At 67.8% G+C, this 19,765-nt stretch carries 20 protein-coding genes; 11 read left to right on the forward strand and 9 right to left on the reverse strand.

What is annotated here, in order from left to right; translation table 11 throughout:
- Positions 1-209 precede the first annotated feature (209 nt).
- From fhuE to HLG70_RS05025, 4 genes are all read left to right on the forward strand, one after another.
- Complete coding sequence (fhuE, locus tag HLG70_RS05010) at positions 210-2,405, forward strand: ferric-rhodotorulic acid/ferric-coprogen receptor FhuE (protein WP_171663659.1); 2,196 nt, start codon at positions 210-212, stop codon at positions 2,403-2,405.
- 347 nt (positions 2,406-2,752) lie between these two features.
- Positions 2,753-3,877 carry a TRAP transporter substrate-binding protein gene (locus HLG70_RS05015; RefSeq protein ID WP_171663658.1) on the forward strand — a complete coding sequence of 375 codons (1,125 nt, stop codon included), beginning with the start codon at positions 2,753-2,755 and terminating at the stop codon, positions 3,875-3,877.
- Positions 3,878-3,992: 115 nt separating this feature from the next.
- On the forward strand, positions 3,993-4,616 hold the full coding sequence (locus tag HLG70_RS05020) for a TRAP transporter small permease subunit (RefSeq protein ID WP_171663657.1): 624 nt from the start codon (positions 3,993-3,995) through the stop codon (positions 4,614-4,616).
- Entirely contained in the window at positions 4,613-6,565 is a 1,953-nt protein-coding gene (locus HLG70_RS05025; RefSeq protein WP_171663656.1) for a TRAP transporter large permease, read from the forward strand. Before HLG70_RS05020 ends, HLG70_RS05025 begins: the two co-directional genes overlap by 4 nt.
- 58 nt (positions 6,566-6,623) lie before the next feature.
- On the opposite strand, the gene HLG70_RS05030 is transcribed toward HLG70_RS05025, so the two are convergent.
- On the reverse strand, positions 6,624-7,112 hold the full coding sequence (locus HLG70_RS05030; RefSeq protein WP_171663655.1) for a DUF6882 domain-containing protein: 489 nt from the start codon (positions 7,110-7,112) through the stop codon (positions 6,624-6,626).
- A gap of 28 nt (positions 7,113-7,140) precedes the next feature.
- On the reverse strand, positions 7,141-7,653 hold the full coding sequence (locus HLG70_RS05035) for a GNAT family N-acetyltransferase (protein WP_171663654.1): 513 nt from the start codon (positions 7,651-7,653) through the stop codon (positions 7,141-7,143).
- 119 nt (positions 7,654-7,772) lie between these two features.
- Here HLG70_RS05035 and HLG70_RS05040 point away from each other — a divergent pair, with 119 nt between their 5' ends.
- Complete coding sequence (locus tag HLG70_RS05040) at positions 7,773-8,303, forward strand: MarR family winged helix-turn-helix transcriptional regulator (RefSeq protein ID WP_234103397.1); 531 nt, start codon at positions 7,773-7,775, stop codon at positions 8,301-8,303.
- Positions 8,300-9,097 carry a DNA alkylation repair protein gene (locus HLG70_RS05045; RefSeq protein ID WP_171663653.1) on the forward strand — a complete coding sequence of 266 codons (798 nt, stop codon included), beginning with the start codon at positions 8,300-8,302 and terminating at the stop codon, positions 9,095-9,097. Before HLG70_RS05040 ends, HLG70_RS05045 begins: the two co-directional genes overlap by 4 nt.
- 22 nt (positions 9,098-9,119) lie before the next feature.
- Here the strand turns inward: HLG70_RS05045 and HLG70_RS05050 are convergent, their stop codons facing one another.
- Together HLG70_RS05050 and HLG70_RS05055 are read right to left on the reverse strand one after the other, a co-directional pair.
- The gene (locus HLG70_RS05050; protein ID WP_171663652.1) at positions 9,120-9,929 is read right to left on the reverse strand and encodes a nucleotidyltransferase domain-containing protein; all 810 of its coding nucleotides are present in this window, start codon (positions 9,927-9,929) and stop codon (positions 9,120-9,122) included.
- Between the two features lie 70 nt (positions 9,930-9,999).
- Positions 10,000-10,749: an SDR family oxidoreductase gene (locus tag HLG70_RS05055; RefSeq protein WP_171663651.1), complete on the reverse strand. Its 750-nt coding sequence runs from the start codon at positions 10,747-10,749 to the stop codon at positions 10,000-10,002.
- Positions 10,750-10,850: 101 nt separating this feature from the next.
- On the opposite strand from HLG70_RS05055, the gene HLG70_RS05060 reads away from it, so the two are divergent.
- The 3 genes from HLG70_RS05060 to HLG70_RS05070 all read left to right on the forward strand — a co-directional run bounded on the left by HLG70_RS05060 (position 10,851) and on the right by HLG70_RS05070 (position 13,129).
- Complete coding sequence (locus HLG70_RS05060; RefSeq protein WP_171663650.1) at positions 10,851-11,768, forward strand: LysR substrate-binding domain-containing protein; 918 nt, start codon at positions 10,851-10,853, stop codon at positions 11,766-11,768.
- Between the two features lie 32 nt (positions 11,769-11,800).
- Positions 11,801-12,259, forward strand: a complete 459-nt coding sequence (locus tag HLG70_RS05065) for a LysR family transcriptional regulator substrate-binding protein (protein ID WP_234103399.1) — start codon at positions 11,801-11,803, stop codon at positions 12,257-12,259.
- A gap of 69 nt (positions 12,260-12,328) precedes the next feature.
- Complete coding sequence (locus tag HLG70_RS05070; protein ID WP_171663649.1) at positions 12,329-13,129, forward strand: DUF169 domain-containing protein; 801 nt, start codon at positions 12,329-12,331, stop codon at positions 13,127-13,129.
- Here HLG70_RS05070 and HLG70_RS05075 read toward each other — a convergent pair.
- Positions 13,099-14,031: a LysR family transcriptional regulator gene (locus HLG70_RS05075; protein ID WP_171663648.1), complete on the reverse strand. Its 933-nt coding sequence runs from the start codon at positions 14,029-14,031 to the stop codon at positions 13,099-13,101. The two genes, HLG70_RS05070 and HLG70_RS05075, sit on opposite strands and share 31 nt — an antisense overlap.
- Before the next feature lie 106 nt (positions 14,032-14,137).
- On the opposite strand from HLG70_RS05075, the gene HLG70_RS05080 reads away from it, so the two are divergent.
- Together HLG70_RS05080 and HLG70_RS05085 are read left to right on the forward strand one after the other, a co-directional pair.
- Positions 14,138-15,346, forward strand: a complete 1,209-nt coding sequence (locus HLG70_RS05080; protein WP_171663647.1) for an MFS transporter — start codon at positions 14,138-14,140, stop codon at positions 15,344-15,346.
- Between the two features lie 67 nt (positions 15,347-15,413).
- A complete protein-coding gene (locus tag HLG70_RS05085) occupies positions 15,414-16,094 on the forward strand; it encodes an HAD family hydrolase (RefSeq protein WP_171663646.1) in 681 nt (226 codons plus the stop codon).
- Between the two features lie 27 nt (positions 16,095-16,121).
- Here HLG70_RS05085 and HLG70_RS05090 read toward each other — a convergent pair whose 3' ends face one another.
- The 4 genes from HLG70_RS05090 to HLG70_RS05105 all read right to left on the reverse strand — a co-directional run bounded on the left by HLG70_RS05090 (position 16,122) and on the right by HLG70_RS05105 (position 19,764).
- Positions 16,122-17,075, reverse strand: a complete 954-nt coding sequence (locus tag HLG70_RS05090) for a DMT family transporter (RefSeq protein WP_171663645.1) — start codon at positions 17,073-17,075, stop codon at positions 16,122-16,124.
- Positions 17,076-17,183: 108 nt separating this feature from the next.
- Positions 17,184-18,053, reverse strand: coding sequence for an AraC family transcriptional regulator (locus HLG70_RS05095; RefSeq protein WP_171663644.1), 870 nt, complete (start codon positions 18,051-18,053; stop codon positions 17,184-17,186).
- Between the two features lie 29 nt (positions 18,054-18,082).
- Positions 18,083-19,363 (reverse strand): RNA polymerase sigma factor, encoded by a 1,281-nt coding sequence (locus HLG70_RS05100; protein WP_171663643.1) that lies wholly within the window; start codon positions 19,361-19,363, stop codon positions 18,083-18,085.
- Positions 19,360-19,764: a VOC family protein gene (locus HLG70_RS05105; protein WP_171663642.1), complete on the reverse strand. Its 405-nt coding sequence runs from the start codon at positions 19,762-19,764 to the stop codon at positions 19,360-19,362. The genes HLG70_RS05100 and HLG70_RS05105 overlap by 4 nt, the downstream gene beginning before the upstream one ends.
- Position 19,765: the final 1 nt, after the last annotated feature.

The following is a 19,765-nucleotide window of genomic DNA, read 5'->3' on the forward strand; positions in this document are numbered from 1 at the left end:
AGCCGCGGCGGCCTGTTGCATCTTGCGCGCGTTTTCGGGCAAGGCGGGCATCCATGAATCCTGGGCGGGCGTCGCAGACTAGGGCGTGTTTGTGCCGGTGTAAACAGGGTCATATCACTATGGCAATAATGCAACAGCACATGGATATGAGAAGTATTTGCATTTAAACTTCGTGCCGATTTGTCGTTTCGATTCGGTAGGAAGCCAATATGCAAAATCATCGGCCATGCGGCCGCAGCCCCTTTGTCCAACGTCGTTTCGTGCTGCGCCGCACGTCCGGTCTGGTTCTTCTTGCGTTGACTTCCGGCGTCGCGATGGCGCAGGACAGCAGCGTCGCTACGTTGCCCACGGTGCAAGTGGTGGGGGACACCGCCAGCACCACCACGGAAGGGACGGGTTCCTATACGCCCCGCGCCACGGCCGCCAGTACCGGCCTGTCGCTCTCGTTGCGCGAGACGCCGCAGTCGGTCACCGTCATGACCCGCCAGCGCATGGACGACGAAGACATGCGCTCGCTGGCCGACGTCATGGCCAGCACGCCGGGCATCTCGGTGCAGAACTTCGACAGCGAGCGGTACTCCTTCAACTCGCGCGGCTTCAGCATCAGCAATTACATGTATGACGGCGTCCCCACGGCGTTCGACGTGGGCTACGCGGCGGGCGAGTCGTCCGTCGATCCCATCATCTATGACCGCGTGGAAGTCGTGCGCGGCGCCACGGGCCTGATGACCGGCGCCGGCAATCCGTCGGCTTCCATCAACCTGGTGCGCAAGCATGCCGACAGCCGCGAGTTCAAGGCGGACCTGAGCGCGGGCGTCGGCACCTGGGACACCTATCGCGCCACGGCCGACCTGTCCACGCCGCTCAATTCCGACGGCAGCGTGCGCGGGCGCATCGTTTCCGCCTACCAGGACAACCATTCCTTCCTGGACCACTACCAAAACCGCAAGACCGTGTTCTACGGCGTGGTCGACGCCGACCTGAGCGCGCGCACCACCATGAGCGTCGGCTACAACTATCAGGACAATGATCCGCAAGGCAGCAGCTGGGGCGGCTTTCCGCTCTGGTATGCCGACGGCGGCCGCACCGATTGGCGGCGTTCGCTGAACACCGGCGCGAAATGGACCTCGTGGGGCAGCACGACCCAGGGCGCCTTCGCCAGCCTGGAACACCGCTTCGACAATGAATGGCGCGTCCAGGCGGTGGGCTCCCATTCCAAGAATGAAATGGATGCCAAGCTGCTTTACCTGTACGGCTGGCCTGACCGCGAAACCGGCGAAGGCATGGGCGCCTCGCCCGCCTGGTACCTGGGCGACCGCAAGCAGAACGCGCTGGATCTCAAGGCTTCCGGCCCGTTCACGATGTTCGGGCGCCGCCACGAGGCCGTGGTGGGCGCAAGCTTCAACCGCCAGAAAGGCGACTTCGACTCCAAGTCGGCGCTGTCGGTCTCGGACGTGGGCAACTTCCTGAACTGGAACGGCTCCTATCCCGAACCCGACTGGAGCGACACGGCCGTCACCGCCAGTCGCTACACCACCACGCAGACCGGCTGGTACGGCGCCCTGCGCCTGAACCTGGCCGATCCGCTCAAGCTCATCGTGGGCGGGCGCTACAGCACGTGGAAGACGAACTCGGTGGGCTTCGGCGGCGAAGGCCGCACGGAATTCGACAAGAACGACTTCACGCCGTATGCCGGCCTGCTGTACGACATCAATGACACGTACACGGCCTACGTCAGCTACACCGGCATCTTCAACCCGCAAAGCTACCAGGACCGCAACGCCAACTGGCTCGACCCGCTGGAAGGCAAGTCCTACGAGGCGGGCATCAAGGGCGAATTCCTGGAAGGGCGCCTGAACGCGAGCGCCGCGGTATTCCAGATCGATCAGGACAACGTCGCGCAGGTGGATCCTGGCCAGATGGTGCCGGGCACGACCAATCAGGCCTACACCGCGGCGAAGGGCACTCGCAGCCGCGGCTTCGACCTGGAGGTGTCGGGCGAGGTCACGCCGGGCTGGAACGTGGCCGCGGGCTGGTCGCACTGGACCGCGCGCGACGGCGACGGCAATGCCATCCAGACCGACCAGCCGCGCAGCCTGGTTCGCGTGTTCACGACCTACCAGCTGCCCGGGGACTGGAACCGCCTGACCGTAGGCGGGGGCGTCAACTGGCAAAGCAATGTCTACACCATCGCCAGCGGGCCCAATGGCGACGAGCGCGTGGGGCAGGGCAGCTACGCCATCACCAACCTCATGGCCCGTTACCGCTTTAACCGCAGCCTGTCGGCCCAGCTCAACGTCAACAACCTGTTCGACCGCAAGTACTACAGCCAGATCGGTTTCTACAGCCAGGGGGCGTGGGCGGCCGGCAGAAGCGCGATGCTGACGATGCGTTATCAGTACTGAGCAGGCGGCTCGCGCGAGGTCCGGTGAATACCGGATGTCCGCAGGGTGACGGCGGAATCCGGCGGTGTCGGCGGTGTAGTTCCCAAGGCTGGGACAAGGGGCCGTGCAACGCGGTTTCCTGCTTACTACCGACTACGGACTAGTCCTCCTTCTAGGGTAATTCCTGACTAAAAGCTGATTGTCAGCTGATAGTCAGGAAGGTCTAATCAGTTCAAAGTTGCGCATCGGCAGCACCAAGCGCACGGCCCGGAACCCGGGAAGATCGCAGCAGGCGTTTCCATCCCGCTTCCACGCAGGAGTAGTAACTACAAGCTGGTCCATGTAGTCCACACAGGAGACAACAAGCCATGCAACACGTTACAAAACCCCGCCGCAAGTTCATCTCCGGCGCCGCCGCTGCCGGAGCCGCGGCGCTTGGATTTCCCGCAGTCACCCGGGCGCAGAACGCGCCCATCTCCTTCCGGTTCCAGAGCACCTGGCCCGCCACCGACATCTTCCACGAGTTCGCCCGCGACTATGCGGCCAAGGTCAACGAGATGGCCGGCGGCCAGTTGAAGATCGAAGTGCTGCCGGCGGGCGCCGTGGTCAAGGCGTTCGACCTGCTGGACGCGGTATCGGCCGGGACGCTGGACGGCGGCCACGGCGTGGTGGCCTATTGGTACGGGAAGAACACCGCAGTGGCGCTGTGGGGGTCGGGGCCGTCCTTCGGGATGGACGCCAACATGCTGCTGGCCTGGCACCAGTACGGCGGCGGCAAGGAACTGCTGGTCGAGATCCAGAAGGCCATGGGCGTGAACGTGGTGTCCCTGATGTACGGACCGATGCCGACGCAGCCTTTCGGGTGGTTCAAGCGGCCGATCACGAAGGTGGAAGAGGTCAAGGGCGTGAAATTCCGCACCGTGGGCCTGGCCATCGACATGTACACGGCGATGGGCGCGGCGGTGAACGCGCTGCCGGGTGGAGAAATCGTGCCGGCGCTGGACCGCGGGCTGCTGGACGGGGCGGAGTTCAACAACGCGTCGTCGGATCTGGCGCTGGGCTTCCAGGACGTGTCCAAGATCTGCATGCTGCAGAGCTTCCACCAGAGCGCCGAGCAGTTCGAGGTGCTGTTCAACAAGGCGAAATACGACGCCTTGCCCGAACACCTGAAGCACATCCTGAGCTATGCGGCCCAGGCGGCCAGCGCGGATATGTCGTGGAAGGCGGCGAACCGCTATTCGCAGGACTACATCAAGCTGCAACAGGAACACAAGGTCAAGTTCTACAAGACGCCGGATGCGATCCTGCAGCAGCAGCTGAAGATCTGGGACGAGATGATCGCCAAGCGGTCGGCCGAGAATCCCCTGTTCAAGAAGGTGCTGGACTCGCAGCGCGCATTCGCCGAGCGGGTGGGGCGCTGGCATGGGGATACGTCGGTCAATTTCCGCATGGCCTACAACCACTACTTCTCGCGCGGCACCAAGTCGGCCTGACGCAATCCTTCGCCGTGCCCGCGCGCCGCCTTGCCGGCGCGCGGCGGCTCGCCATGCGTCTAGGGCCTATGCGAGGCTCCCTCTAGTGTGAACAGGCCCTAGACCAGGACTTCAGATGATCCGAATCGTACGCTTCATAGATCGCATCTCCACCTTTGTCGGAAAGACCTTCGCCTGGCTGATCGTGGTGCTGACGCTGCACGTTTGCTGGGAGGTGGCGGCCCGCTACATCCTGAACCAGCCCAGCGCCTGGGCCTTCGACCTCCAGATGATGTACTACGGCATCCTGTTCATGATGGCGGGCGCCTACACGCTGGCCAAGAACGGGCACGTGCGCGGGGACATCCTGTACGGCTTTCTGCCGCCGCGGGTGCAGGGCGGGCTGGATCTGATCCTGTTCATCGTGTTCTTCTTTCCGGGGGTGATCGCGCTGGTGTGGGCGGGCTGGTACTACGCCGGCTACTCCATCGCCATCCGCGAGCACTCGTCGCTGATGGCCAACGGGCCGCCGATCTATCCCTTCAAGGCCTTCATCCCGATCGCCGGCGCGGTCCTGCTGCTGCAGGGCGTGGCCGAGGTGCTGCGATGCATTCTCTGCCTGCGGCAGGGCGCGTGGCCGTCGCGCGAAGAGGACGTCGAGGAAGTGGACGTCGACAAGCTCAAGGAGATGGTGCATGTGAAGGACGAAGACATCGCCCAGCTCGACCGCTACGTCAATCCCGGGGAGCCCCAGCGATGAAGATCCACAAGGCGTTGTGGTTTGGCCTGTCGTGCATTGCGATCGTGGTGCTGATGATCGCGTTCCTGACGCCGTGGGATCACCTCACCACCGGCCATATCGGCCTGTTGATGCTGGCGCTGATCGTCGTCGCCATCATGCTGGGGTTTCCGACGGCGTTCACGCTGATGGGCATGGGGGTGCTGTTCACGTTCCTGGCGTACTACATGCAGAGCTCGGATCCGGGCCGTTCGATCGGGCAGACGCTGGATTTGATGGTGCAGCGCACGTACGCCACCATGACGAACGATTCGCTGATCTCGATTCCGCTGTTCGTGTTCATGGGCTATCTGGTCGAGCGCGCCAACCTGATCGAAAAGCTGTTCCGGTCGATGCACCTGGCGCTGGCGCGTCTGCCCGGCGCCCTGGCGGTGGCCACGCTGGCGACATGCGCGATCTTCGCGACGGCGACGGGGATCGTCGGCGCGGTGGTGACGCTGATGGGGTTGCTGGCGATGCCCGCCATGCTGAAGGCCGGCTATAGCGTGCGCCTGACGGCCGGCTCCATTACGGCCGGCGGCTGCCTGGGGATCCTGCTGCCGCCGTCGGTGATGCTGATCGTGTACGGCGCCACCACGGGCGTGTCGGTGGTGCAGCTGTATGCCGGGGCGCTGTTTCCCGGCATCATGCTGGCCATTCTGTACATGGTCTATGTGATCATCGTGGCCAAGCTGCGTCCGGACATGGCGCCGCCGCTGCCCATGGAAGAGCGGGGCGTGCCCCTGTCGCCCCAGTCCGCCGCGCTGGCGTCCGGTCCCTATACGCGCGCCGTGTCCGGCATGCTGGCCGCCATGTTCAAGGGCAAGCGCAACCGCGCGGTGCCGTTCGGATTCCTGCTGCGCAACATGGCGATGGCGCTGGCGCCGCTGGCGGTCACCGTGCTGATGCTGGCGCTGGTGCATCACGGGCTGACGCGGCCGGCGGTGGTGTACGAGATTCCCGCCGAGCTGCGGCTGGGGGCCAGCGACTTCGATTCGGGCCTGAGCGAGCCGCCCGCCGACGGATTGGCCGAGCCGCCCTCGAACGAGCTGGCCGAGCCGCCGTCCAATGAACCCGCCGCGGCGCCGGGCGTGAGCGAACCGCCGGGCACGCCAGCGGCGCCGCCTGCCGCCGCGCCTGTCGCGCCAGTGGCTCCGGTGGCAGCCGACAGCGCCATCCCCGCGCCTGCCGGGTTCTGGATCTTCGCGGGCATATGCGCGGCGATGCTGGCGGTGTTCTATGCGGTGCTGACGTGGGCGCGCCTGGAAATCTTCAAGATGCTGATGGCCTCGTTCTTCCCGCTGGCGGTGATGATCGCCGCCGTGCTGGGATCGATAGGCTTCGGGCTGGCCACGCCCAGCGAGGCCGCCGCCATGGGCGCCATGGGCGGCGCGCTGCTGGCGCTGGCGTACCGGCGCCTGAACCTGCCGGTGCTGCGGGAATCGGTGTTCCTGACCGCCAAGACCAGCGCGATGGTGTGCTGGCTGTTCGTGGGGTCTTCGATCTTCTCGGCCGCCTTTGCGCTGCTGGGCGGCCAGCGCATCATCGAGGAATGGGTGCTGTCGCTGGGCCTGACGCAGATCCAGTTCCTGCTGCTGGCGCAGGTCATCATCTTCCTGCTGGGCTGGCCGCTGGAGTGGACCGAGATCATCGTGATCTTCATGCCGATCTTCGTGCCGCTGCTGAACACCTTCGGCATCGATCCGCTGTTCTTCGGGCTGCTGGTGGCGCTGAACCTGCAGACGGCGTTCCTGTCGCCGCCGGTGGCCATGTCGGCCTTCTACCTGAAGGGCGTGTCGCCGCCGCACGTGACCCTGAACCAGATCTTCCTGGGCATGATGCCGTTCATGGGGATCCAGGTGGTGGCGATCTTCCTGCTGTACATGTTCCCGGCCATCGGGATGTGGCTGCCGACGGTGCTGTACCGCTGAGGGCGGCGCCCTGCATCAAGAACGTCCGGCGTCGCGCATCCGCGCCGCCGGACGCCGCTTACCGTTCCTCGGATTTGGACAAGGACACTTCCCCGAACGTCATCCATACGTGCGCCGTTTCCGACGCTTGCGCTCGATAGGCGCCGCTGGCTTCGCCCAGGCGCATCGCCACCGCCACGAACTCCCAGGCCTTGTCGTCGTCGCAGGGAGTCTTGCGCGTGGTGTAGGCGTCCAGCCCGTGCGCCTGGCCGAATGCCTGGGCCAGTTGCGCGTGTTCGGACAGCTCGGCGGGTACGGACGGATGGCCCCAGCCCCACAGGAAGCTTGCGTCTTCGCTGTTGGAGGTGCCGATGATCTGCACGGGCGAGGTGGCGACGAGACCGCCGGGAAGCTGGAAGACGATCAGGCCGCTGTCCATGTCCACGGACCATTGTTCGGCTTCGTCCAGGTGCCAGGTGGCGCAGTGCGCGGAGGTGGCGGCCCGCAAGCCTTCCACGCTCTGGGCGATGAAGGCTTGAACGTCGAATGGCTTGGCGGTGTCGGACATGCTGGTCTGTTCCATGAATAGGGAAGGGTCAGGATGATAGGGCAGATCGGCCGGCGGGGCGCGGCAGTGCGTAGACCTGGGTGGCGCGGCCGTAGTGCTGTTCCATGCCGGCAAAGGCGAAGCCCAGTTTTTCCAGGACTCGCCTGGAAGCCGCATTGCCGGGCCAGACCACCGCGATCAATTCCGGGACGTCCAGTGTTTGCCAGGCGTAATCGCAAAGCTGTGCCGCGGCCTGCGTGGCGCAGCCCAGTCCCCAGGCCTCGCGGCACAGGCGGTAGGCGAGCTGGATGCGGCCCGTGTCTTCGAGCGGCGTCAGGCTGACCCAGCCCACCGCCTTTCCGTCCAGTGCGATGGCCCAGTGGCCGAGGTCCGTCAGCGGCTGGTCCAGCCATGCCAGCAGTTCCTGCCGGCGCGCGTCGTCGGCGGCTTTCACGCCGGTGCTGTGGCGCATGACTTCGGGATCGGATTCCATGGCAAGCATCATGGGCACGTCGGCCACGTGCAGGCGGCGCAGGGTCACGCGAGGGGAGTCGGCGGGCATGGGCGGACGTTATCCAGAGTGGGGCCGGATCCGATGATACCGGGTCCGCGTGCCAGCTTGCGTCAATATGATTAGCCGCCATACTATATGCCGATCAATCAACCACGGACCGCCGCCTCATGACCTCTATGCCGCAGATGCTGGAACCCAAGCACCACGCCTTGCTGGACGAGGCCGCGCGCCGCGGCCTGGCGGCCACGGATGGGATCCGCCTGTGCTTCCAGGTGCTGGCGCTGGCCGGCGCCATCGACCGCGATTGCGCCGCGCGGCTGGCGCCAAGGCAATTGTCGGAAGGGAAGTTCGTGCTGCTGTTCCTGCTGCATGATCAGGCCCGGGGGCTGTCGCCTCATCAGCTGGCCGAGCGGGCCGGCGTGACGCGGGCGACGATCACGGGTCTGCTCGACGGGCTGGAGCGCGATGGCTTTGTGTTGCGTCAGAGCGGCCAGGAAGACCGCCGCAAGATCGCCGTGACACTGACCGGCAAGGGCAAGACCGCGGCCGCGAAGCTGTTCAAGGAACACACCGCGTGGATCGGCTCATTGTTCCAGGGCCTGAGCGGCGCGGATCAGCGGCAATTGGGCGAGTTGCTGGCGCGGGTATGGCGCGCCACCGATGCGGGGCGCGCATCCCTGGCGGGAGCAGGGCGATGAACAAGGCCAGCGGCAAGAAGGCACCGGCCGCCGGGCAGCCGGCGGGGCGCGGAGTAAAGGACATCGCCGCGGCGCGGCTGGCAGCGTTGAACGCCGGAGAGGCGGCCACGACGCTGACCGAATGCCTGGCGGTGGACTTTGCCGCGCTGATGCAGGCGACGGCGCCGGAGGTGGGCGCGCAGGCCCTGGCGCTGATGCAGTCGGAGGCCGCCACCGGCATCTCCAGGCGCATGGCCCTGGCGGCCCGGATTCTGCTGGACCGCCTGGGGCCCGCGGCGCTGGCGCGGATGCAGGCGCACGGCTCGGATACGGTGCGCGGCTGGGCCTGCTTCATGGTGGGGGCGCTGCCCGGCCTGCCGGTGCAGACGCGCCTGGACTTGATCCGCCCCTTGGCCGACGACGCGCATTTCGGCGTGCGCGAATGGGCCTGGCTGGCGGTCCGGCCACATCTGGCGGCTGAACTGGAAACCTCGGTGCAGCGCTTGCGCCCCTGGACAAAGGACCCGTCCGAGCGGGTGCGGCGCTTTGCCAGCGAGTCCCTGCGTCCACGCGGAGTGTGGTGCGCGCATATCGCGGCGCTGAAGGCCGACCCGGCGCTCGCGCTGCCGCTGCTGGAGCCGCTGCGCACGGACCCCGCCGCCTATGTGCAGGATTCGGTGGCCAATTGGCTCAACGACGCCAGCAAGGACCAGCCGGACTGGGTGCGCGATGTCTGCGCGAGATGGCTGGCGGGCAAGCCCGCCGCGGCAACCGAACGCATCTGCAAGCGCGCGCTGCGCTCGATCGGCGCCTGAGACAACCGGCGGGGCTGGGGACTCAGTAGGTCAGCGGCGCGCCCGTGACGACTTCGTACAGGAAGCGGTCCAGCGTTTCCGTCTGGCCGTCGGGCCGGGCGAAGAAGGGCGCCTTTTCCAGCTCGGGCAGCGTGGTTTCGAGGTAGGCGTGGATCAGCGGAAACCGCGGCCCGTGCTCGGCTTCGCCCGCCGCCATCTTGATGGCCAGCAACTGGTTGATTTCGTCGCGCAGCGCGGCGTCGGTGATCATGGCGTCGGCCAGGTCGGCAAAGCGCATCGGCGGAATGCCGCGGCCGCTGTCGATCCATTGCGCGGCCAGGATCGGCCGCAGGACGTACAGGTACTTCTTCAGGCGGACGGTGTCGCCCTGCAAGGATTCCCGGAAGTTGCGGCCGGCCATGGCCACGTAGTGCCAGCGGCCCTTGATGTTGGAGAAATACTCGGTGCGGAAATGGCGCAGCCAGGCGCTGGTGGCCTCGTCCTGGCGATAGATGACGGGCGAATCCAGCCACTCGAACAGGGTGGGGTTGGAGCCTCGCAGCAGTTGCAGCGACTTGCGCAGTTCCCAGCCCGAGACATCCAGCTCATCGTCGATGGGAAGCTCGATCACATCGCGCTGCGGGGCGACGCGCAAATACCAGTCCAGCTTGTGCACGTACAGGAAGCGGACATCGTAATCACTGTCCGGCGAAGCGAAGCCCCAGCCGCGGCTGCCGGATTCGCAGGCGAGCAGCACGCGGACATCGTGGCGCTGCTCGATGTCTTGCAGGGTGGCCATGACGCGCTCGCGGATGGCGGGATCGATGGGGTGGGCATGCAGGATGGAAGTCATTTCGGAATTCTAGGGCCTGTTCACACTTTTGGTGTCAACAGGCCCTGGCGCTGCCGGCCGGCGTCGTCCTTTACAGCTGGCTCATTCCGCCGTCCACGATGATCTCCGTGCCCACGATGAAGGCGGATTCCCGGGCGGCCAGGTGCAGCACGGTGGCGGCGATTTCCTGCGGCGTACCGAAGCGGCCCAGCGGCACCTGCGCCTGGATGCTGGCGGCGGTCTTCTCCAGTTTTTCGGGGTCCAGGCCCAGCTTGCCGTAGATCGGCGTGGCAACCGGACCGGGGCTGACCACGTTGACCCGGATTCCGCGCGGCAGCAATTCGGCCGACAAGGTCTTGGCCAGCGAGATCAGCGCGGCCTTGCTGGCGGCGTAGATGGAGGACGCGGGCATGCCGATGTGGGCGTTGATGGAGCCGTTCAGCACGATGGACGCGCCGGAGTTCAGCAGGGGATCGAGCGCCTGAAGCTGGAAGAACACGCCTTTGATGTTGGTGTTGAAGGTCTGGTCCCAGAGGTCTTCGGTGGCCTCGGACAGCGTGGCGAACTTGGCGATGCCGGCGTTGATGAAGACGGCGTCCAGGCGTACGCCGGCGGCTTTGAGCGCGTCGGCCAGGGCGGCGGCGGCGCCCGGGGCGCCGGCGATGTTCTGGATGGCCAGGGCGTTGGCGCCCAGCGTGGGGCGGGTTTTTTCCAGCGCCGCGGCATCGCGCCCGGTGATGATGACGCGGGCGCCTTCGGCGGCGAAAGCTTCGGCGGCGGCCAGGCCGATGCCGCTGGTGCCGCCGGTGACCAGGACGGTCTTCTGTTCAAAACGGTTCATGATGGGTTCCTTGGGTTTGGGCTTGAGGTGTAGTCATGGTGCGCCTTGCGCGGCGCTTTGTCGTACGATCTTTCGGACGAACACGTTCGAAGGAATTGCACATGTTGAGCCCGAATGAACTGGTGTTACTGGAGGCCATCCGCGACAGCGGCAGTCTGTCGCGCGCGGCGGCCAAGCTGGGCAAGGCGCCGTCCTCGGTGTCGCACGCCGCCAGGCAGCTGGAGGAACGGTTCGATGCCCTGCTGTTCGACCGCCGCCGCTACCGGCTGCAGCTGACGCCCGCCGGCCGCCTGCTGGCGGAAGAGGCGGGGCGGCTGATGCAGGATGTATCCCGTCTGACGCAGCGCGTGCGGCAGGTGGCCAGCGGCTGGGAGGACCGGCTGCATATCGTCAGCGACGAGATCCTGGAATTCGAGCTGATGGCGCCGCTGATCCAGGATTTCGACCAGCTGGACTCGGGCGTGACCCTGCGCTTTACGCACGAGGTGCTGGGCGGCACCTGGGAAGCGTTGCGCGAGGGCCGGGCGGACCTGATCGTAGGAGCGACGAACGAGCCGCAGACCATGCCGAACCTGCAGTGGGCGGAACTGGGTGTCATGGAATGGCTGTTCGCCGTGTCCCCGCGACACCCGCTGGCCAAGGTGAAGACGCCGCTGCGGCAAGACCAGATCCAGCAGCATCGCGCCGTGGTGGTAGCCGACACCTCGCGCGGCGCCGCGCTGCGGGGCTACGGCCGGGTCGGCGGCCAGGCCACCCTGGCCGTGCCCAGCATGCGCGCCAAGATCCTGGCGCAACGCGAGGGCCTGGGCGTGGGTTGGGTGCCGCGCCATCGCGCGGCGTCCTTGCTGGCGCGCGGCGAACTGCTGGAGAAGGCCACCGACACGCCGCGCGAGCCGAACCTGCTGTATCTGGCGTGGCGCGGCGACCACGAGGGGCGGGCGCTGCAATGGTGGCTGGAGCAATTGCGCCAGCCCAGGATGGCGAACGCCTTGATGCGGGGCGTGGATGTGTTCGGGTAGCGCTGGCTTACGGACATTTCGATCGCCGTGCCGTGGACGTGGGAGTGGTGCTGAATGCCGCGCCCGGGCGGGTGGTGTGTCCGCTGGGAGAGGACGAGTGGATGGCGGTGTTGCCGTCGGCGCATCCGCTGGCGCGTGCGGGCGGCAGCGTGGCGCTGGCGGATCTGGCGGCCCAGCCCTTCATCCTGGCCACCGGCGGGTGCAGCGTCAACGCGCAAAGCCTGGCCGCGGACGCCGGACTGGCGCTGACGGACCTGCGTGCCAGCGTCCGCGACTGGACGAGCGCTTTCGCGCTGGTGCGCGAGGGTCTGGGCGTGACGGTGGTGCCGGCGCTGACCCTGCCTGAAAACCGGCGGGGGCTGCGCGTGGCTAGCCTGGCCGCGCCCCTGCACCGGTCGTTCGGCCTGGCGGCCTCGGCCGGGGCGGCTGGCAGCGCGCCGGTCCAGGCCCTGTTTGCGATGCTGCGGGAGGAAGGGCGCCATTCGTTGTAGCCTTAGCCGATTGCGGCAGCGCCGGCCTCAAACCGGCACAGACCGCGCACAACAGTCCAAAGGACGGATATGGAAGAGACAAGGCAGGACACACCCCTGAACTGGGCGTCGCTGGTCGACGAACTGAACAAGCTGCTGCGCCTGAAGACCACGGTCATCGGCATGAAGCTCTACGAGGACGAAGCCGGTATGGCCGGCGTGAAGGGGCTGCGGCGGCCGCAGGCCACCCATACGACCGACCAGGTCGTGGGCATGGCGGCGCGGCTGGGCTGGACGGTGGGCATCACCGGAGACGACCTGGTCGGCTCGCAGTGCCGCGCCGTCATCGGCCTGGGCCCGCAAGACGAAGCATGGAAAAGCGGCAAGGACTACGTGGGCGTGTGGCATGCCACGGAAGCGGACGCGCGCGCCCGGCAGGAGGCCTTGTCCTGTGTGCCGGCGGGCAGGTATCGGGCGATGGTGGTGTCGCCGCTGGCGTCGGGCCGGCTGGATCCGCCGGATATCTGCCTGGTGTATGCGACGCCCGGCCAGATGATCATTCTGATCAACGGCTTGCAGTGGAAGAACTACCGGCGCTTTGACTGGAGCGTGGTGGGCGAGACCGCCTGTGCGGATTCCTGGGGCCGGGCGCTGGCCACCGGCGAGCCCAGCCTGTCCTTGCCCTGTTTCGCCGAGCGCCGCTATGGCGGCGTGCCGGACGAAGAGATGCTGATGGCGTTGCCGCCCCGCTACCTGCCGATTGCGATCGAGGGCATGAAGGCCCTGTCGGCCAACGGGCTGCGCTACCCGATAGCGCCCTATGGCATCCAGAACGATGTGCGGGCGGGCATGGGCGTGAGCTACGCGCAGCCGCCCAAGGCCGGGGCCTGATCGGGCTGGCGCAGCGCCGCGGCCAGCGCGCGCGCGGCCGGACCCAGGGGTTGATCGACGCGATGCGCAAGATAGGTTTCGGTTGCGACCTGGCTGTCGCGGCCCAGGCTGCCGGTGGGCAGGCGCAGCAGGCGGCCTTCGGCGAGGTCGCGTTCCACCTGCCACAGCGGAAGCCGGCCCCAGCCGACGCCGGCCAGGATCAGCGCGTGCTTGGTGTCCTGCCCGCTGACCCGGCAGGTCTGCGGCGACAGGACGGCGAAGTCACGGCCTTCAGTCAGGGTGGAGGTATCGGTTTGCACGATCTGCAGATGATCCGCCAGCTCCGGCGCGGCCAGCGTGGCGCGGGCCTGCGCGTCTTGTGCCAGCGGATGCGCGGCGCCCACGACCGCCACCATCTGCACGGACCCCAAGGCCTCCACCGCGATGCGGGGATGCCGGAAATGCTCGCCCGCGAGAATGCCCAGCTTATGGCTGCCCGCCAGGAGCGCCGCCACGGGGCCGCCCAGCGGCAGCACCGAAATGCGCGTGGCCACGGACGGATAGGTCGCGCGCATGAGGTTCAGCGCGGCGCCGACCTGCGCGATCGGGAACAGCGTGTCCACCACCAGCGACAGCTCCAGCTCCACGCCTTCGCCCAGCCCCAGGGCGCGGGCGCGCATGGCGTCCACCCGCAGGAGTATGTCGCGGGCATTGGCCAGCAAAGCCTGGCCCTGCGGGGTCATGACCGGTCGGTGGCCGCTGCGGTCAAACAGCGACACGCCCAATTGCGCTTCCATGTTGGCGATGGCGTGGCTGACCGCCGATTGCACGCGCGACAACTGGCGGGCGGCGGCGCGAAAGCTGCCGGTATCCGCCACGGCGGCGAATACGCGGAGCTGGTCCAGGGTCAGGGCGTCTATCATCGGCAAGCTGATCTATTTATTCGATCAAGTTCGTCAAAAGATTATCACTTATCAGAATCGGCGCCGGCAGGCATGATGCCGGCATCGTGGACAAGGCGGGGACGGGATGGACAAGGTTGAGAACGTGCCGGCGGCGGGCCGGGCGGCAGAGACGCGCTGGGGGGCGGTGCTGGCGATTGTCGGGGCGGGCGTGGTGGCGGCCTTGCAGGTGGGCAAGGTGATCATTGCCGCGCCCCTGCTGCGCAAGGATTTGGGGCTGGACCTGGCGTCCATCGGCACCCTGACGGCGGTGTTCTCGGTCCTGGGCATGCTCGGCGGCATCGCGGCGGGCGGCGTGATTGCGCGGTTCGGCGCCCGCCGCATGCTGCTGCTGGGCCTGGCGGCAACGGCCGCGGGCACGGCGCTAGGCGCGCTGGCCCCGGGCTACGGGGTGCTGCTGGGCTCGCGGGTGATCGAGGGCCTGGGTTTCCTGATGATTACGGTGGCGGGGCCGGCCGCCTTGCAGCGCATCGTTACGGCCGGCAGCCGGGATTTTGCCTTTGCGCTCTGGAGCTGCTACATGCCCGCGGGCATGGCGGTGGCGATGCTGGCGTCCCAGGCCTTTGGCGACTGGCACGCCTATTGGTGGTGCGCGGGCATCGCCGCGGGCGTGGCCCTGGCCTGCGTGGCCTTGCTGGCGCCGTCCACGCCGCGCGGGGCCAGCCTTTCGTGGCGGGGCCTGCGCCAGGACACGGTCGACACCGCGGGCGCCGCGGGGCCGGTGCTGCTCGCGCTGTCGTTCACGCTCTACAGCCTGATGTTCTTCGCGCTGTTCACCTTCCTGCCGGTGCTGCTGATGGAGCAGCTGGGCCTGACGCTGGCCACGGCGGGGCTGTACAGCGCCATCGCCAGCGCCGCCAACATCGTGGGCAATCTGGGCGCCGGCGTGCTGCTGGCGCGCGGGTGGCGGCGGTCCACGCTGATCGCCTGCGCCAGCGTGACGATGGGCGCGGTGGCGCTGCTGATCTTCCAGTCGGCGCTGCCGGCAATGCCGACCTTCCTGCTGTGCGTGCTGTTCTCGGCCGTGGGCGGGCTGATCCCCGCCACCTTGCTGGGCACCGCGCCGCTGGTGGCGCCGCGTCCGGCGCTGACGGCCGCGTCGGTGGGGCTGGTGATGCAAGGCAGCAATCTGGGACAGGTGATCGGGCCGGTGGCGGTGGGCGGCGCGATCGACCGCTATGGCTGGCCGTCGGCCTCCTTCATCGTGGCGGCGGCGGGCCTGGGCGGCCTGGTCATCGCCTTGTGCTTGCGGCGGGTCAAGGCGGCGCGGCTCTGATCGCGCCGCTGCTGGAGGACCGTCATGAAGCAGGCCTATCATGGAGGAACTTCCTGATGGAGAACCCATGCAAACGCCTGCTCCCCGCCTGGTCATCTTCGATTGCGACGGCGTCCTGATCGACAGCGAAATCATTGCCGCGCGCGCCCAGTCGCGCGCGCTGGCCGAACACGGCATCGCCATCACGCCCGAGGAGGCCGCGCACCGTTTCGCCGGGATTCCCGACGCGGACATGTGGCAAACGCTGCAAGCCGAGAATGCCTGCTCCCTGCCCGAGGGCTTCGCGCGGCAGTATGCCGACCGCCTGGAAAACACGTTTCGCCAGGAATTGCGGGCCTTGCCGCATGTCCATGAAACGGTCAGGGCGTTGCGCGAACGCGGCCTGGATCTCTGCGTGGCCTCCAGCAGCACGCCACCCAAGCTGGAGGCGGCGCTCAGGCTGGTCGGCTTGTGGGACGCATTCGCGCCCAATGTATTCAGCACGGCGCAGGTGGCCCACGGCAAACCGGCGCCCGACGTATTCCTGTTCGCGGCGCGGCAGATGCGCGCGGCGGTGCTGGAATGCGTGGTGGTCGAGGACAGCGTGCCGGGATTGAGGGCGGCCCGGGCGGCCCGCATGCGGGCGGTGGGCTTCGTGGGCGCCTCGCATAACGGTCCGGACCAGCGGCAGCGGCTGCTGGATGAAGGCGCGTTCGAAGTCATCGACGACCTGCAACGGCTGCCGGACGTCATTTTCCCCAGCGCCTGACACCGGACACCCGAGCCCGTGGCTGCGTCAGGCCGCGGCGGGCTGCGGCTTGACCCGCACCGCCCGCAGCACGCCGACCACCAGGCAGGCGATGCCGATCAGGCTCAGCGGCTCCGGCATGCTGCCGCGCAGGATGAAGGCATAGGCCAGCGCGGCCAGCGTTTCAAATACGATCAGCTGGCCGGCCAGGGCGGTGGGCAGGCGCTGGCTGGCTTCGTTCCAGCACAGCGTGCCCAGCCATGAGGCAAACAGGCCGATGACGATCATCAACCCCAGGAAGACTTCCGGGCGCGGGCCCAGCGGCATGTCGAATTCGCTGCCGGTGGCCGCCATGCCGATCCACAGCAGACCGTAGCCCGCCAGCGCCAGCGGCAGGGTGGCCACGCCCTGGGCGGTGGCCCAGGTGCGCGGGCTGCGGCCGGGGTGGTCGCGCAGCCAGTCGGCGTTGCGCAGCGGATACCAGGTCCAGCAGGCCACCGCGCCCAGCGCGAGCAGGGCGCCGACGGCATGGCGCGACAGATCGGCGTCCGCATCCTGGCGCAGGGCCTGCAATTCCACCTGATTGACGCAGGCGATGCCCAGCGCGATGAGCGCCAGCGAGGGCGCCAGGCGTTTCCACGGCAGTTGGCCGTCGCGCCGCGCATTGCGCACGTTCGCGCAGATGGCGATGACCACGGGGAGTGTGCCGATGATCATCGTGGGTACGGGTCCCCCGGCGCGCTGGATGGCGCTGGCCAGGCACAGGTAATACAGCAGGTTGCCGATGGCGGCCAGTTTCAGCGCTTCGATCCAGTCGGCGCGGGTCAACAGCCGCAGGCCGCGGCGGTCCAGCCAGGCCAGCGGCAGGGCGATCAGGCCGAACGCCAGATAGCGGGCCACGGATTGCAGGGCAGCCGGATATTCCGGCAACAGCAGGGGCCCGACGAACACCAGCCCCCACATCAGGCCGGCGGCCAGGGCGTAAAGGGTTCCAGCCCACATAGATTGCTCCAGGTCACGAATCCCGCCAGTCTAGCCAGGGCGCGCCGGGCGAATCTTGTACCAGATTGCGGCAGGGGCTGTTCAGGCTGAAGACGCCTGGCGCACGCCCTAGGCGCGCACCTGCTTCTGGTAGCGCGCGGGCGTGACGCCATAACGCCGCGAGAACGCGCGCGTGAGGTGGGCCTGGTCGGTCAGCCCGGCCGCAAGCGCCACCTGGGCGGGCGCCAGGCCAGCCGCCAGCAGGCGCTTCGCCTCGTAGAGCCGGAGCGCCATCAGCATTTGCTGAGGCGTGGCGTGGTAATGCGCCTGGAAGCGGCGCAGGAAGTGGAAAGGGCTCAGTCCGGCCACCGCCGCCAGTTCGTCCAGCGTCAGGCGGCGCGACAGGTGCGCGCGCAGGTAGTCGATGACGGGTGCAAAGCGCGGCGCGCCTTCGGCGCGGGCGGGGCGCGGCACCTGGGCATGTCGGCGGAATTCGCCCAGCAGCGAGTGCAGGGCGCTGTCGAAGGCCAGCGGTTCGCGCGCGCGCCACAAGGCGTCCAGCAGGGCGGTGACGCGCTGCGCACCGGCGGCGTCGTGGCCGACGGCGGCGCCGAACCACCAGCCGGCCTCGCCGGTCACGCGAGCCGCCACGTCCGGGTCGATATAGACCATGCGATAGCGCCAGCCGCCTTCGGTTTCGGCGCGGCCGGTATGCAGTTCATCGGGGTTCATCAGCACCAGGGAACCGGACGGCGCCAGATGGTCGGCGCCGCGGTAGCGAAACCGCTCCACGCCCGATTCGATGGCGCCCAGCCCGAAGGCTTCATGGGTGTGCGGTTCGAAGGCGTGCCGGATGATATGGGCGCGGTACAGCTCCACGCCGGGCTGATGCGCCGCATGCCGGAACTGCGCGCGGTCGTTGGGGTGGTCGAACGCGTCCGGCACGCCCGTGATGGTGGGCGCGGCCGGGTCGGACGAGGCGGGGCCGGAGGAGCGCATGCCGGGAATTTAAGCATGTCCGGGCGCCGTCAATCCACCGCTTGCATCTCCCGTGCGCGCGCGAGCAGCAACTCCCGTTCGCGCGCGTTGCGCGTCATGCCGGCGGCACGCTCGAATTCCTCGCGGGCTTCGGCCTTGCGGCCCAGCTTGGCCAGGAGGTCCGCGCGCACGCTGGGCAGCCAGTGGTAATTGGCCAGCGATGCTTGCGCCGCCAGCTGGTCGGCCAGGTCCAGTCCGGCCTGCGGGCCGAACGCCATGCCGACGGCCACGGCGCGGTTCAGCTGCACCACCGGCGAGGGCATGGCCTGGGCAAGGGCGTCGTACAGCGCCACGATGCGCTGCCAGTCCGTGTCTTCCGGTGTGCGCGCCCGCGCGTGGCAGGCGGCGAGTTCGCCTTGCAGCGCATAGGGGCCGCGAGGTCCGCCCAGCGCGTCCGCGCGCGCCAGCGCCGCCAGCCCGCGGCGGATCAGCAGGGGATCCCAGCGGCCGCGGTCCTGGTCCATCAGCAGCACCGGCCGGCCTTGCGCATCGGTGCGCGCATGCAGGCGCGACGCCTGCAGCTCCATCAAGGCGACCAGCCCGTGCACCTCGCCTTCGCCGGGTGTCAGCTCGGCCAGGATGCGGCCCAGGCGCAGCGCTTCATCACAGAGCCCCGGGCGCATCCAGTCGTCCCCCGAGGTGGCGGAATAGCCCTCGTTGAAGATCAGGTAGATCACTTCCAGCACCGATGCCAGGCGCGGCGCGCGGTCGGCGGCCGCTGGAACCTCGAAGGGCACCTTCGCCGCCGTCAGGCTGCGCTTGGCCCGCACGATGCGCTGCGCGATGGCGGATTCCGACGCCAGGAAGGCGCGCGCGATCTCGGCCGTGGTCAGCCCGCCCAGCAGCCGCAGGGTCAGCGCCACGCGCGCCTCGGTGGAGAGCAGCGGATGGCAGGCGGTGAAGATCAGGCGCAACAGGTCGTCGCCGATGTCGTCCTGGCGCGCCGCGTCCAGGGCATCGACGAAATCGGGCTCCACATCCGCCTGCAAGGCCTCCAGCTCGTGGCCGATCTGTTCGTGCTTGCGGGTATGCAGCGCGTCCAGTCGCAGGCGGTCGCGGGCACGGTTTTTCGCGGTGGTCATCAGCCATGCTCCGGGATTGTCCGGAACGCCGGCATGGGGCCAGTGTTCCAGGGCCGCGACCAACGCGTCCTGCGCCAGTTCTTCGGCCAGCCCGACGTCGCGCACCAGGCGCGCGACGCCGGCGATGACACTCGCGGCTTCGATCCGCCAGACCGCCTCGATGGCGCGATGCGTGGCCGCCAGGGTCATGCGTTCGGCGCTTCTTCGACCATGTGCACCAATTCCCAGACGTGGCCGTCCAGGTCCTCGAAGCCATGGGCATACATGAATCCGTGGTCTTGCGGGCTGCGTGGCGCCGTGCCCCCCGCGGCGACGGCGCGCGCGACCAGATCGTCGACTTCGGCGCGGCTTTCGCAGGACAGCGCGATCAGCACTTCCGTGCTTTGCCTGGCGTCGGCCACGGGCTTGCCGGTAAAGCCCTGGAAGAAGTCCTTCACCAGCAGCATGGCGTAGATGTTGTCCCCGACGATCATGCAGGCGCCCTGATCATTGGTGAAGTCGGGGTTGAAGGTAAAGCCCAGGCGCTTGAAGAACTCCTGGGATTGCTGCATATCGCTGATGGGGAGGTTGACGAATATCTGCTTGTGCATG

The organism is Achromobacter deleyi, from assembly GCF_013116765.2.
Taxonomy (GTDB): domain Bacteria; phylum Pseudomonadota; class Gammaproteobacteria; order Burkholderiales; family Burkholderiaceae_B; genus Achromobacter; species Achromobacter deleyi_A.

Excerpts from the sequence above, each read along its gene's own strand:
- fhuE (WP_171663659.1), top strand. The coding sequence starts at position 210 with ATGCAAAATCATCGGCCATGCGGCCGCAGCCCCTTTGTCCAACGTCGT.
- HLG70_RS05015 (WP_171663658.1), top strand. The coding sequence starts at position 2,753 with ATGCAACACGTTACAAAACCCCGCCGCAAGTTCATCTCCGGCGCCGCC.
- HLG70_RS05020 (WP_171663657.1), top strand. The coding sequence starts at position 3,993 with ATGATCCGAATCGTACGCTTCATAGATCGCATCTCCACCTTTGTCGGA.
- HLG70_RS05025 (WP_171663656.1), top strand. The coding sequence starts at position 4,613 with ATGAAGATCCACAAGGCGTTGTGGTTTGGCCTGTCGTGCATTGCGATC.
- HLG70_RS05030 (WP_171663655.1), bottom strand. The coding sequence starts at position 7,112 with ATGTCCGACACCGCCAAGCCATTCGACGTTCAAGCCTTCATCGCCCAG.
- HLG70_RS05035 (WP_171663654.1), bottom strand. The coding sequence starts at position 7,653 with ATGCCCGCCGACTCCCCTCGCGTGACCCTGCGCCGCCTGCACGTGGCC.
- HLG70_RS05040 (WP_234103397.1), top strand. The coding sequence starts at position 7,773 with ATGACCTCTATGCCGCAGATGCTGGAACCCAAGCACCACGCCTTGCTG.
- HLG70_RS05045 (WP_171663653.1), top strand. The coding sequence starts at position 8,300 with ATGAACAAGGCCAGCGGCAAGAAGGCACCGGCCGCCGGGCAGCCGGCG.
- HLG70_RS05050 (WP_171663652.1), bottom strand. The coding sequence starts at position 9,929 with ATGACTTCCATCCTGCATGCCCACCCCATCGATCCCGCCATCCGCGAG.
- HLG70_RS05055 (WP_171663651.1), bottom strand. The coding sequence starts at position 10,749 with ATGAACCGTTTTGAACAGAAGACCGTCCTGGTCACCGGCGGCACCAGC.
- HLG70_RS05060 (WP_171663650.1), top strand. The coding sequence starts at position 10,851 with ATGTTGAGCCCGAATGAACTGGTGTTACTGGAGGCCATCCGCGACAGC.
- HLG70_RS05070 (WP_171663649.1), top strand. The coding sequence starts at position 12,329 with ATGGAAGAGACAAGGCAGGACACACCCCTGAACTGGGCGTCGCTGGTC.
- HLG70_RS05075 (WP_171663648.1), bottom strand. The coding sequence starts at position 14,031 with ATGATAGACGCCCTGACCCTGGACCAGCTCCGCGTATTCGCCGCCGTG.
- HLG70_RS05080 (WP_171663647.1), top strand. The coding sequence starts at position 14,138 with ATGGACAAGGTTGAGAACGTGCCGGCGGCGGGCCGGGCGGCAGAGACG.
- HLG70_RS05085 (WP_171663646.1), top strand. The coding sequence starts at position 15,414 with ATGCAAACGCCTGCTCCCCGCCTGGTCATCTTCGATTGCGACGGCGTC.
- HLG70_RS05090 (WP_171663645.1), bottom strand. The coding sequence starts at position 17,075 with ATGTGGGCTGGAACCCTTTACGCCCTGGCCGCCGGCCTGATGTGGGGG.
- HLG70_RS05095 (WP_171663644.1), bottom strand. The coding sequence starts at position 18,053 with ATGCGCTCCTCCGGCCCCGCCTCGTCCGACCCGGCCGCGCCCACCATC.
- HLG70_RS05100 (WP_171663643.1), bottom strand. The coding sequence starts at position 19,363 with ATGACCCTGGCGGCCACGCATCGCGCCATCGAGGCGGTCTGGCGGATC.
- HLG70_RS05105 (WP_171663642.1), bottom strand. The coding sequence starts at position 19,764 with ATGCACAAGCAGATATTCGTCAACCTCCCCATCAGCGATATGCAGCAA.